This window comes from Actinomycetota bacterium, from assembly GCA_035536535.1.
Classification (GTDB): domain Bacteria; phylum Actinomycetota; class JAICYB01; order JAICYB01; family JAICYB01; genus DATLNZ01.
In genome coordinates this window covers 1-13081 of sequence record DATLNZ010000036.1, presented here as the reverse complement: position 1 = coordinate 13081, position 13081 = coordinate 1, and the positions used below count along the sequence as shown (strand labels likewise).

Genomic DNA, 13081 nt, shown 5'->3' with positions numbered 1-13081 from the left:
GCGGGAGCCCTGGCCACGGTCTTCAGCTGGCGAGCGGCCTTCTTCTTCCTCGGCGGCCTGAGTGCCCTAGCCGGGATCGGTTTCCTGTTCCTCAAGGAACCGGTGCGCGGGGGCATGGACCGGCTCAGCGCCGGCGTCTCGCAGGAGGAGGCGCTGAAGCCGCCCCCGCCTCCTCCGGGCCTGGTGGAGTCGTGGCGCGCGTGCGCATCCATCGTCACGCTGCGAAGGCTGTGGTATGCGGAGCCCTTCCTGACCGTAGGCGGCAGCGGCCTGGCGATCGTGCTGATCGTGTACCAGGTGGACGTCTTCCGCCTGCCCGCCGGCGTCGTCGCCATCGTCACGGCTCTCGGCGCCGTGTCCGGGATGATCGGGCTGATGGTCGGTGGACCCATGGTCGACCGGTTCGTCGCCTATCGCCCGGGGCGGGTGCTGACCCTGCTGGGAGCCCTGCTGGTGATCGACATCTTCCTTTTCATCGGTCTGGCCTTCAGCCGGATCGTGTGGATCAGCCTTCCGATCGTCCTGCTCCTGCCCGGCATCAACTCGATACTCATACCCGCGCGTACCGCCATAGAGACGCTCGTCATCCCGGCGCGCATCCGAGGAATCGGCCTGCAGACCAAGGCCCCCTGGCGGCTGCTCGGCTCCCTTCTGTTCCTGGGCCTGCTGTTCCTGGTCGACTCGTCCTCGGACCCAATCGCGCTGCTCGTCTACCTGCCCTTGTTCCTGGCCGGCGCCCTGCTGCACATCGCCGCGGGAGCGGGGGTCGAGCGCGACATCCGCGCGGCGCGGGCTGCCGACCTCGCCGAGCAGGCGGGACTGCAGTCGCAGGAGTCCGGACGCGAGGCGCTGCTGATCTGCCGCGATGTGGACGTCCACTACGAGGGGGTCCAGATCCTTTTCGGCGTGGACTTCGACGTCGCCCAGTGCGAGATCGTCGCCCTGCTCGGCACCAACGGGGCCGGCAAGTCCACGCTGCTGCGGGCGATCTCGGGGCTGACGGAGGCGTCCAACGGCGCGATCTTCCTGGACGGGCGCGACATCACCCACGTCCCGCCCTACGAGATCGCCGCGCGCCGCGTTGTGCAGATGCCCGGGGGGCGCGGGATCTTCCCCACCCTTTCGGTGGCCGAGAATCTCCGCGCCGCCACCTGGCTTTCGGAGGATGACGAGAAGTTCATCGAGTCGCAGATGACGCGCATCCTGGACGAGTTCTTCCCGGCCCTCAAGGCGCGTCTGGACGAACCGGCCGGGGCGCTGTCCGGAGGCGAGCAGCAGATGCTGGCGCTTGGGCAGGCGTTCCTAATGCGTCCGCGGCTGCTGATGATCGACGAGCTGTCCCTGGGGCTGGCGCCGGGGGTCGTCCGGCAGCTCGTGTCGATCCTCAAGGAGCTGCGCGAGCTCGGGTCCACGATCATCCTCGTCGAGCAGTCCGTGCATCTGGCCCTGGAGATAGCGGACCGGGCGGTGTTCATGGAGAAGGGCGAGGTGCGCTTCTCCGGCCCGACGGAGGAGCTGCTTCGCCGTCCGGACATCCTGCGGTCGGTGTTCCTGCGCGCGGGAGCCGACGCGCCGCCCGCGCCCCGTGAGGGCCGGGCCGACGCTGCCGGGACCACGGCCCTCGAAGCCCGGGACATCGTGGTCACCTACGGCGGAATCAGGGCCTTGGCGGGCGCCTCCATCGAGGCGGCGGCGGCCGAGATCGTCGGGGTGATCGGCCCCAACGGAGCCGGCAAGACGACGCTGTTCGACGTCATCTCGGGGTTCGTGACGCCCGACTCCGGCACAGTCACCATCGGCGGGCGCGACGCCACCCACCTCGGCCCCCACGCGAGGGCCGGGCTGGGGCTGGGACGCTCGTTCCAGGACGCGCGGCTGTTCGGGTCGATGACGGTCTTCGAGAACGTTCTCGTCTCCCTGGAGCGGCACCTGGAGTCACGCAGCGCCATCGCGGCGGCCCTGTGGGTCCCACGCGCCCGTCGGACCGAAAAGCGCGTCCGAAAGCGGGCCGAGGACCTCATCGCGATGCTGGGACTGGGCGACTTCAGGGACAAGTTCGTGTCCGAGCTGTCCACCGGCAGCCGCCGGATCGTGGACCTGGCCTGCGTGATGGCTGCCGAGCCCGACATCGTCCTGCTGGACGAGCCTTCGTCCGGAATCGCCCAGGCGGAGGCCGAGGAGCTGGGCCCCCTGCTGCTGCGGGTGCGGCGGGACACGGGATGCGCGATGGTCGTGATCGAGCACGACATGGACCTCATCACGTCGGTGGCCGACCGCCTGGTTGCGATGGAGCTGGGGGCCGTGCTGATGACCGGTCCCCCCCAGCAGGTCATCTCGGACCCCCGCGTGACCGCCTCGTACCTGGGAGGATCAACGCAATGAGGAACACGGGATGGTGAGGCGCGCGACCAGGGCTCGTCCCGAGCCGAAGATGAGCCCGAAGCGCTTTTCGCAGCTGTTCGACGAGACGGTGACCAACGTCGAGCGCGTGATGAAGGGCAAGACCGACGTCGTGCGCATGTCGCTCGTCGCGCTGTTCGCCGAGGGCCACGTCCTTTTCGAGGACGTCCCGGGCGTGGGCAAGTCGATGCTGGCCCGGACCATCGGCAAGTCCATCAACGCGAAGGTCTCGCGCGTGCAGTGCACGCCGGACATGCTGCCGGCGGACATCACCGGCTCTTCGATCCTCAACCAGAAGGACTACAGCTTCAAGTTCCGCGAGGGGCCGGTGTTCGCCAACATCCTGCTCGCCGACGAGATCAACCGGGCGACGCCGAAGACGCAGTCGGCGTTGCTCGAGGCGATGGCCGAACGCACCGTCACCGTGGACGGGATCACGCACCCGCTCCCCCGCCCGTTCCTCGTGCTGGCCACGCAGAACCCGATCGAGCTCGCCGGCACGTTCCCGCTTCCGGAGGCCCAGCTGGACCGCTTTTTGTTCAAGCTGTCCATGGGCTACCCCGACTCCGTCGCGGAGGCCCAGGTGCTGCGCAGCCACGGACACTCCCCGCCCATCGACAGCCTCATGCCGGTCCTGGACACCTCCGAGGCCCTGGCCATGGCCGAATGGGCGTCGGGGGTCACCGTATCCGACGAGGTGGTCGCCTACATCATTCAGCTGTGCCAGGCGACCCGCGATGAGCCGTCGTTCCAGCTCGGAGCCGGCCCCCGCGCGTCGCTGGCGCTCATGTGGGCGTCGCGCGCGCTGGCCGCCTCGCAGGGCCGTGAGGACGTCTACCCCGACGACGTGAAGTCCCTTGTCGGCCCGGTCATGGGCCACCGCGTGATCCTCACCCCGGACGCCACCCTGCGCGGCGATACCGTCCACGCCGTGCTGGACAGGGTCCTGACGCGCGTCAAGCCCCCGCTGCGCACCGGACGCCAGCGCCCCACGTAGCGCGTGAAGCTGCCCCGGCTGTTCCGCGACCGCGCCCGGACCGGACCGCGCCGCGGCTCGCTGACCCTGGACCGCCTCCTGGAACGAAGCGCCCTCACGCGCACGGGGCTGATGACCATCGCGCTTCTGGTAGGCGTGTGGATCGCCGCGAGGATCATCGGGAGCCGGACGCTGTTTCTGGTCGTCTACGGCGGTGCCCTTGTCGTGGGGGCGTCCTGGTGGCTGGGGCGCAAGCGCCCGGTCCTGGAGGCCGCGCGGTCGAACCTGCCGTCGCGCATCAGGCAGGGACAGCGGTTTGACGTCGAGATCACGCTGACCGCCCGCAGGCGCGTGGGCGCATTCCTGCTCGAGGAGAGGCTCCACCCCCACCTCGGACGCCAAAGGCGCATCCCGCTTCTCAACGTGACCCCGGCGGCGCCGGCCGTCCACCGGTACTCCATAACCGGACGGCTGCGCGGCAGCTACGAGGTCGGACCGCTGACCGTCGTCTGGACGGACCCGTTCGGGCTCACGCAGCGCACGGTCGAGCTGATCCCGGCGGAGGAGGTCCTGGTCCATCCTTCGACGGAGCCGGTGCACGACCGTCCGCTAACGCGCCAATGGGAGGACCCGCCCGTGCGTCCGCCGGTGTCCAAGCCGTGGCCCAGCGGCTTTGAGTTCTACGGCATGCGCAACTACTCGCCCGGCGACGACCTGCGGCGGATCGTGTGGAGCGCGGTGGCCCGCACGGGCAGCGTCATGGTCCGCGAGTTCGAGCAGGGCATCACCGACAAGGTGATGATCGCCATCGACACCGGAGACCGCGTCCACTCCCCCGGTTACCCCAGCGACACCTTCGAGGCCGCCGTGAAGGCCGCTGCTTCGCTGGGCTCCCGTCACCTGAAGGACGGCTTCGCGGTGACCGTGGAGGCCAACGGCTCGCGACTGGCGGCGGGACTGCGGGGGCCCGCGGCCGAGATCGCGCTGCTCGACGCGCTGGCCCGCGTGCAGGTCGAGCGGGCGACCCTGGCCGAGGCGATCGAGCGCCTGGTCGGCACGACCGCGCGCGACGCCCACAACATCGTCATCACCCCGCACCTGGACGAGGCCAGCGCTGCGCGGCTCAAGCTCCTGCTGGACCGCGGCGCCGACGTGATCCTCGTGGCGCTGGTTTGGGAGGATTCGGATCCCAAGACCCTGCAGCTCGCGTCGGCCATCGGGTGCCAGGTCGTCCAGCTGCGCCCGCAGGCGCCGCTCGCGTCGGTGTTCGCAGAAGAGGTGGGAGCGGGACGCCGGTGAAAGTGGAGACGCCCGCCGGGCTGACCGAGGACCTGCGCGAGACGCAGCCGCCGCCCGCGCAAGGGCCGCCCGGCCCCGCGGCGCCGGCTCCCGACGAGCTCGCCCCGCCTCCCCCGGACACCAACCGCGTCCTGATCGCCGCGGTCATCGCCATCGCCGCGGGGGCCTGGATGCTCGGCGGCGCGTTCGAGGGATTTCTGGCCCGGCCGCTGGCACTGCTCGCGGGGGCCGGCGGGGTCGCGTGGGTCTGGTTCACCGGGCGCCAGGGGCTTCCGGCGGCGCTCCAGTACGCGCTCGCGCCCGCGGCATTCGTTGCCGGAGCCGTAGCCGGGATCGTGCTCCCCAATGCCACCGGCGTGACGGGGACGCTGCCCGAGCTGGTCGTCCGGGCCATCCGCAACGGCGGACTGCTCGAGCCCCCGGTCCCGTTCGACCCGGGCTGGCGGTTCATCATCGTCGTCCTGTTCGTCCTCGCGGGGGCCGCCGCGGCGTCCATCGCCACGGGCTGGGGGCGTCCGGGCCTGGCGCTGCTGCTTCCCGTCCCGCTAGTGATCGGGGGCGGGTTCATCCAGCCCAAGGGGGCCGAGGTCGTGTCGGGTTCGGTCTCGCTGGTTCTGCTCGTCGCGTCGCTGATGGTCGTGTACGCCGCGAGGCTCGCCGGAGAAAGCGGGGCGTCTCGGTCCTTTGAGCTGAGACAGGCGCTGCGGGGGGCCGCCGTGCTTGCCGGAGTCGTGGTGGCGCTGGCGCTGCTCAACCGGACGAACTTCCTTTTCCCGGAGGCCCAGCTCTCGCGCAACCTCAAGCCCCAGAAGCCACAGGTGAAACCGCTGTCCGCCGTCGCGGACCGGGTGCTGTTCACCGTCCGGTCCGACCAGCCGGGCCCGTGGCGGCTCGGCACCCTGGACGCCTACGACGGCGAGGCGTGGCTGCTTCCGCCGTTCGACACCGACCGGTTCGTGGACGTCCCGTCCGACGGGCGCATCGCTCCGGGGACCGGTGAGTCGGTCAAGGCCGAGTTCACGGTCCGGGGCCTGGAGGGCTTCACACTGCCGGGCATGGCCAACCCGACGTCCATCGAGGCGCGGGGGACCGGGCTTGCGTTTGACCCGCGCACGCAGACGGTCCGGCTGCGCAAATCGTCATCGGGCGACGGGTACACGTACACCGTCACGGGTGCGGCGCCGCCGTCCGGCGCGCGGCTGACGCAGGCGCCGGCCGCGCTGTCCGAGGACCTGAAGACCTACCTCGAGGTACCGGAGCCGCCGACGGAGGTCCGCAACGTGCTGGCGCGGGCCCCGCCGAACCCGTGGGAGCGGCTTCAGTTCATGCGCAACACGCTGTACGAAAAGGTCGTCGCGGCCGGGTCCGGGGTGCCGGTGGACATCTCGCCCGAGCGGGTGGACGTTTTGCTGCGGGGGGCCGACGCCACGCCGTTCGAGATAACGGCGGCCGAGGCGATGCTCGCCCGGTGGGCGGGGGTCCCGTCGCGCATCGGGTACGGCTTCTACCGCGGCAAGGAGATGCCCGGCGGCTGGGAGGTGCATCCGAAGGACGGCGCCAACTGGCTGGAGGCCAACTTCCCGGGACTCGGGTGGGTACCGATAATCGGAGTGCCGCCGAAGGCCAGGTCCAGCCTCAACGACGAGGAGAACAACCGCCTCGTGTCGCTGAACCCGAGCGACGAGCTGTCGCTTCAGGTGTACATCCCGATCCAGCTCGAGGACCCGCTGCTGCTCTACCAGGTCGTCCGGTACTGGCTGGGCGTCGCGTTTCCATTCGTCGTGCTGGCGCTGCTCTGCTTCGCCTTTTTCCCCGGCCCCCTGAAGCTGTACAGGTCCCACAGGCGCAGACGGTGGGCGGAGTCGCTCGGACCGGCCGAGCAGATCGCCGTGGAGTACGCCGAGTTCCGCGACCTCGCACACGACCTCAACGCGGGCGACCCCTACGCGACGCCACTCGCCTTCGTCGAGCGAATCGCCCACGACGAGGAGCACGAGGAGTTCGCGTGGCTGGTGACCCGCGCGCTGTGGGGGGACCTCGGACGGGACCTGCGGCCCGAGGACGCGCAGGCCGCCCTTGAGATGGGACGGTCGCTGCGACGCCGCCTGTCGCGGGGACAGACCGCCACCAGCCGCGTGCTCGCCGTCACGTCGCGACTTTCGCTGCGCACGCCGTATGACGCGTCGGTCCCGAACACCTGGCCGTCGCGGCGTCTGCGCCTGCGCAGGCCGGGTGCGGCCCGCGCGATCGCGGCGTCGGTCCTGCTCGGGATGGTGTCGTGCGGCGGTCCGGACGCGCCCGCGGACAAGGCCCGGCTCCCGGACCGCATCCTGCCCGCGGAGGTCCGGGGCCTGAAGGTCGCTGCGGAGCCGGAGGCGTCCAAGGCCTACAAGCGCGCGGGCAAGCGGTCGCTGGTGGCCACCGGACAGGTTCTGACGATGCGCCGCGACGACGTGGTGCAGGCCGCACTCCAGGTGGGCGCTTTCAAGCCGCAGTTCGACTCCGACGACGCCGAGGTCCGGCGCGGCGTCCGGGCCTCCATCGAGAACGGCAACTACAGGTTCTTCAAGATGGACGGGCAGTGGATCGGCGAGCAACGACTCAGCGAGCTGAGCCTGTACCTGTGGTTCCCGCGGGGCGGACGCCACTACCAGGTGCTCGTCGCGCGCCCGGAGCTGGGCATCCCGAAGGACCTGCTGCGCGACGTGCTGGCCTACCAGCGGGGGGACCGCTCGTGAAGCCCCGGTCCGCGGCGATGGTCTGTGTGGTGGCGTTGCTGTCCGGCGGCTGCGGGGGGCCGAAGGTCCCGCTCAAGGTCGGATCGAAGAACGTGTCCGTAAACGTGTCGTTCGGCAAGCGCTCAGAGCAGCCCGGTCCCCAGGGGGCGCCGGCTCCGGTCCAGGTGCTGCCGCTGGAGGGCGGCGTCGTGTTCGCTCCCACTCAGCCGGGAGAGCAGGCGCCCCCGCGACCCACGCCCATCCGGCGGGCAAACGATCCCGTGCCCCCGTCCGGACGCTGCACCACGTCGCCCTTCGCCGTCCCGGAAAAGGAGGCGACGCCGTTCGTGGACGCACCGCCCGCCAACGCAACCTATGAGTTCCGCGTTGCCGGCTCCATCCAGTCAGATGATGGCCTCGCCGACTACCCGGACGTCGTCCGCCGCACCGTGAGCTCCCGCCGCAACTCCGACGGCACCAACAGCTTCACGGTGGTGGAGAGCGGTTTCGGACAGAGCATCACGAGCGAGTACCTCACCGACGCCAACCAGATCGGGCTCGTCCGAATCACGATCCGGAAAACGAAGACGACCAGGACCATCGGCCCGCTGCGTCCTCCGGTCATGGTCCTGCCGCTGCCTCCCCAGTCCACCGATCCGACCGGCCGCGCCATCACGACCTGGACGTCCGCCGGCACCGACGTGACCGGGGGCTCCGTCCAGGTGGACGGCCGGTCCGAACGGACCGCGGCGGACAAGCGGATCGACACCTGCGGCAGCGTCCTGGACTCGTGGGCCGCCGTCACGTCGATGAGGATCGTCGGACCCGGCCTCGACGTGACTTCGAGCACCAGGACGAACTTCGCCACGCAGTACGGTGGCCTCATCGTGTCCGAGCGCGTGAAGACGTCCGGGACCTTCGGCGGCAGCTACCAGACCGAGTACGCGGCGACCATCAACTCCGTCCCGCAGTGACCCGGCTCGTCGCGGTGCTGGCGGTGGCTGCGGTCGTCGCGTCGTGCAGCGGGGAGTCCGGGAGCATCATCCCCGCAGGGCGCTACAGCGGGTCCACGGCCGACGACCGGGCGATCGTGGTCGATGCCGCACCCGATGAGGTCCGGGTCAATCAGCGCAAAGCGCGCCTGCTGGAGCCGGACACCAACACCGACTTCGCCGTGGGGGGCGGCCGGCTCGAGCAGCGGTGGAAGTGCCGCACGGCCGCCGCCGGCCGGGAGCTGCGGTGCACCCTGCGATTCCTGGGCCGCAGCGAGACGATCGAGCTGATGCGGGAGTGACCGAGGCCCCCTGGGGAGGTTCAGCCGGCTCCTTCGGCAGCCCCTGGTCGATCCCGGTGCTGGCCCCCGGGGCCACGGTCGACGCTTTCGCGGGCGCCACCGTCCGCGACGGCCGGGTCGCCGTGTCGCTGAGGTCGGGGGCTTTGCTCGAGGCGGAGTTCTCCGTCCCCGTTGACGGCGTGCTCCGGGTCCGGCTGGGCGAGCGGCTGGTGCCCGCCGCCCGTTCGCCGATGCTCATGGAGCTGGACCCTCGTCCCGCCGACGTCTCGCAGAGCGACCGGGGACTGCGCATCGCCGGCCCGGAGGTGGACGCCCTGTGGTCGCCGGACGGGTCGCTCCGGCTGGGGACTTTCTCCCGGGCCCCCGTCGAAGCGCTTGTGTCGGCCCAGGTCCCGGGGGCCGGACGTCTGTCGGGCCGCGTCGGCTGGCTGGAGACGGCGCACCTCACCCCCGACGCGCAGGTGTACGGCGGCGGCGAGAGCTTCCAGGGGCCGGATCTGCGGGGGCGGATCAGGCGGATGCACAACCGGGAGGCGATGGGGGGCCACGGCCTGGACATCGCGCACCTCAACGTCCCGCTGCTGTGGTCCGACGCCGGGTGGGGAATCTTCGTCCACTCGGGAGGGCCCGTGAGCGCCGACCTCGGCGCGACCCACGCCGACGCTGCGGCCTTTGTGACCGAGGACGAAGTGCTCGACGTCTTCTACATCCAGGGCGACGCGCGCCAGATCCTGCGCCGCTACCACTCGCTCACCGGCCTGCCCGGCGCGCTGCCCCGCTGGGCCCTGGGGGTCTGGACGAGCCGGTGCTCCTACACCTCGGCGGCCGAGATCGAAGCCGAGGTCGACTCGTACCGGGCGGCCGGCTGCCCCGTGGACGTCGTCCACGTGGATGCCTGGGTGACGGGCAACGTGGTGAAGGACCTCACCTGCAACTGGGAGGTGGACCGCGACAGGTTTCCGGAGGGCTGGACTCACCGCCTGCTCTGGGAAAGGGAGGTCCACACCAGCATCTGGCTCAACCCGTACGTCCTGGCCGGCTCCCCGTTGGCAGAGCAGCTGAGGGACGCCGGGCTGCTCGTCCGCAACCCGGACGGCTCCCCCGCCGTCACCCCGGACAAGTCCGACCGCTGGCTGGTGGACTTCACCAATCCCGACGCTGTGGAGTGGTGGCAGTCGCAGGTCTACCGGGTCCTGCGCGAGGAGCAGCCGCACGCCTTCAAGGCGGACTTCGGCGAGGAGGTCCCCGAGGACGCCGTGCTGCACGACGGCCGCACCGGGCGCCAGGTCCGCAACGAGTACGCGCTGCGCTATCAGGCGGCTACACACGAGGCACTCGGCTGGGGCGAGCAGGCGATGTTCAACCGGTCGGGAACCGCGGGCGCGCAGCGCTACCCGTGCCACTGGGTCGGCGACACCCCCTCCACGTGGGCCGGGATCGTCTCGGCCCTGCGCGCGTGCCTTTCGCTTTCGCTGTCCGGGTTCGGCGCCGTCTCCCACGATGTCGGAGGGTTCTGGACGCCCCAGTCGTTCGAGCCGATGCACCGGGCGATGCGCGAGATGGACCCGACCCAGTTCGAAGCCGACGTCGACCCGGAGCTGTACGTCCGGTGGACGCAGTGGGGGGCGCTGTCGCCGGTGATGCGCTTCCACGGAAGCGGACGCCGCGAGCCGCACGCCTACGCCGAGCCGTTCCGATCGGCGGCGGTCGCCGCGTGCCGCCTGCGCGCGTCGCTGCAGTCGTCCCTTTACACGGCGGCGACGCAGGCGTCGCTTGGCGGGATGCCGATGATGTGCCCCATGCCGCTGGCGTTCCCGGGCGACCGCACGGCCCGGGACGCGACCCTGCAGTACATCCTCGCCGACCGCGTGCTCGTGGCGCCGATCGTGAAACCCGGGGGCGTCCGGACGCTGTGGGTCCCACCGGGTGACTGGGATCCGCTAATGGGACTCGAGCCCGTCAGCGGTCCCGGATGGACCACCGTGACCTGCTCGCTGGACCAGTTCCCGGCATGGTCCCCACGTGGCCTGCCCCCCTCGCGACCGCTCAGAATGTAGCGTTGGGTCCGCACCGAACAGGGAGGAGCAGTGACACGCGAGCGGGGTGACGGTCCGGGGCTGGTGATGATGGCTCTGGTGGCCGGGTGGGTCGTGATGATCTTCCTCGGCGTCCTGTACAAGGAGTTCGACGTCCTGAGGCCGATCGGGTTCTGGCCGTCGCTCGCGATCGCGCTGCCGGTGGCCATCATCATCGCGGCGGTCGCTCGCCTGCTCGGCGCCGACGACGACTTCGTCGGAAGCTTCGTTGGAGCCGCGCTGGTCCTCGGCTTCGCGATCATGCTGGCGCTCGGCGCGGCCCACCACGAGCTCGGTGCGCTTCGTCCGCTCGGCTACTGGGCTTCCGCGGGGCTCGGACTGCCGCTGGCCCTGCTGCTGGGAGTCCTGTGGTCCCGCCGAGAAGACTCCGGCGCGCCTGCTGCGCGTGTGCGCGGCGAGACGACCACCTCCTGACGGCGGCCGCACTCCCGTGACCCCTTGGTGGCAGCGCGCCGTCTGCTACCAGGTCTACGTCCGCAGCTTCGCCGACGGCGACGGTGACGGCATCGGGGACCTCATCGGCCTGAGGCAGCGCCTCGAGCACCTGTCCTGGCTGGGGGTGGACGCCGTGTGGATCACGCCGTTCTACCCGTCCCCCATGGCCGACCACGGTTACGACGTCGCCGACTACCGCGACGTCGACCCGTTGTTCGGCTCCCTGGACGACTTCGACTTCGTCGTGGACGAAGCGCATCGGCTCGGCATCCGCGTGATCGTGGACGTCGTCCCGAACCACACCTCCGACCGCCACCCCTGGTTTGTGGAGGCGCTGTCGTCCCGGGACAACCCCATGCGCGAGCGGTACATCTTCCGCGACCCCGCCCCGGATGGGTCGCCGCCCAACAACTGGGGGTCGGTGTTCGGGGGCCCGGCGTGGACGATGCACGAGCCGACCGGACAGTACTGGCTGCACCTGTTCGCACCGGAGCAGCCGGACCTCAACTGGCGCCACCCGGCCGTCCACGAGGACTTCGACCAAACGCTGCGCTTCTGGCTGGACCGCGGCGTGGACGGCTTCCGCATCGACGTCGCCCACGCGCTCTACAAAGACGAGCAGCTGCGCGACAACCCGGAGCGGCCCGGACACCAGCGCGGTGCCACCGCCTACTTCTCGCTTGAGGAGCGCTACAACTGGGACCAGCCGGAGGTCCACGACGTCTACCGCCGTTGGCGCCGGCTGCTGGACTCCTGCGACGCCGAAAGGACCTCGGTGGGCGAGGTGTTCCTGTTCGACCCCGCTCGCGTGGCCGACTACGTGCGCCCGGACGAACTGCACCTGGCGTTCAACTTCAACTTCCTCGGACAGCCGTGGGAGGCCCCCAGGTTCCGCGACTCCATCACCCGTTCGCTCGAGGCCATGGAGTCGGTGGGAGCCGCTTCGACGTGGGTGCTGTCCAACCACGACGTCACCCGCCACGCCACCCGCTACGGCGGAGGCGAGCAGGGACAGCGGCGGGCGCGCGCGGCGGTCCTGCTGCTGCTCGGCCTCCCCGGCACGGCCTTCGTCTACGCCGGAGAGGAGCTCGGCCTGGAGGAGGTCGAGCTTCCGGACGAAGCGCGCCAGGACCCGGTCTTCTTCCGCACCGCCGGCCAGCTCAAAGGGCGCGACGGATGCCGGGTCCCGATCCCGTGGGAGCCGCAGGGTCCGGGATTCGGCTTCACCGAGTCCTCCCCGTGGCTGCCACCGCCGCAGGACTGGGGACGGCGAAGCGTGAGCAGCCTCACCGACGACCCGGAATCGATCCTGCACCTGTACCGCCGCGCGATCTCACTGCGCCACAGCCTGCCGTCGCTGCAGGGACCGCACTTGCGCTGGCTGGACACTCCCCCGTCGTGCCTGGCCTTCGACCGCGGAGGCGTGACCTTCGCCGCGAACCTGGGGGCCGAAGCCGTGACACTGCCCCTGGACGGGGACCTGCTCCTGGGCTCCAGTCCGGACGTCGCCACGACCGCCGGCTCGCTGCACCTGCCCCCGGACACCTCCGCCTGGATTCGCCCCGGCGACGCCTAGGGGACGAAACAGCGCCGCTCAGGCGATAGGACGGCAAAGCCGCCCGACGACGTCCATCCGCTCGCGCATCGGACCCCATACCGCGGCCACCGTCGCGTCCGACCGGCGGGTTTCCAGGGGGGCGTGGTGCTCGATCTCGCAGAAGCCGGCTCCGCCGGAGCTGTAGACCTGCACCGCGGTTCCGGGACCGCCATCCGGCGGCTCGTCCAGGTACGTGCCGTCCTGGGGCGCAGCCGACAGAAGCACGACCAGGGGGCCGGGATCCTGGGGGCCGATCGCGCACAGGAT

10 protein-coding genes are annotated in these 13081 nt (G+C 70.9%); 9 read left to right on the top strand and 1 reads right to left on the bottom strand.

Annotated elements, in window-relative coordinates:
* From VNE62_02605 to VNE62_02565, 9 genes are all read left to right on the top strand, one after another.
* The coding region (locus VNE62_02605; protein HVE91178.1) for an MFS transporter at positions 1-2382 on the top strand (2382 nt) is incomplete at its 5' end.
* 10 nt (positions 2383-2392) lie between these two features.
* Positions 2393-3397 carry a MoxR family ATPase gene (locus VNE62_02600; GenBank protein HVE91177.1) on the top strand — a complete coding sequence of 335 codons (1005 nt, stop codon included), beginning with the start codon at positions 2393-2395 and terminating at the stop codon, positions 3395-3397.
* A gap of 3 nt (positions 3398-3400) precedes the next feature.
* Positions 3401-4675 (top strand): DUF58 domain-containing protein, encoded by a 1275-nt coding sequence (locus VNE62_02595; GenBank protein ID HVE91176.1) that lies wholly within the window; start codon positions 3401-3403, stop codon positions 4673-4675.
* Positions 4672-7413 carry a transglutaminaseTgpA domain-containing protein gene (locus VNE62_02590; GenBank protein HVE91175.1) on the top strand — a complete coding sequence of 914 codons (2742 nt, stop codon included), beginning with the start codon at positions 4672-4674 and terminating at the stop codon, positions 7411-7413. Before VNE62_02595 ends, VNE62_02590 begins: the two co-directional genes overlap by 4 nt.
* Positions 7410-8366: a hypothetical protein gene (locus VNE62_02585; GenBank protein ID HVE91174.1), complete on the top strand. Its 957-nt coding sequence runs from the start codon at positions 7410-7412 to the stop codon at positions 8364-8366. The genes VNE62_02590 and VNE62_02585 overlap by 4 nt, the downstream gene beginning before the upstream one ends.
* Positions 8363-8686: a hypothetical protein gene (locus VNE62_02580; protein ID HVE91173.1), complete on the top strand. Its 324-nt coding sequence runs from the start codon at positions 8363-8365 to the stop codon at positions 8684-8686. Before VNE62_02585 ends, VNE62_02580 begins: the two co-directional genes overlap by 4 nt.
* Positions 8683-10743 (top strand): TIM-barrel domain-containing protein, encoded by a 2061-nt coding sequence (locus tag VNE62_02575; protein ID HVE91172.1) that lies wholly within the window; start codon positions 8683-8685, stop codon positions 10741-10743. Before VNE62_02580 ends, VNE62_02575 begins: the two co-directional genes overlap by 4 nt.
* Before the next feature lie 30 nt (positions 10744-10773).
* Positions 10774-11196 carry a hypothetical protein gene (locus VNE62_02570; GenBank protein HVE91171.1) on the top strand — a complete coding sequence of 141 codons (423 nt, stop codon included), beginning with the start codon at positions 10774-10776 and terminating at the stop codon, positions 11194-11196.
* 16 nt (positions 11197-11212) lie between these two features.
* Positions 11213-12793, top strand: a complete 1581-nt coding sequence (locus VNE62_02565; GenBank protein ID HVE91170.1) for an alpha-amylase family glycosyl hydrolase — start codon at positions 11213-11215, stop codon at positions 12791-12793.
* 18 nt (positions 12794-12811) lie between these two features.
* Here VNE62_02565 and VNE62_02560 read toward each other — a convergent pair.
* A partial coding sequence (locus tag VNE62_02560; protein ID HVE91169.1) for a hypothetical protein occupies positions 12812-13081 on the bottom strand: 270 nt, incomplete at its 5' end.

Excerpts from the sequence above, each read along its gene's own strand:
- VNE62_02600 (HVE91177.1), top strand. The coding sequence starts at position 2,393 with ATGGTGAGGCGCGCGACCAGGGCTCGTCCCGAGCCGAAGATGAGCCCG.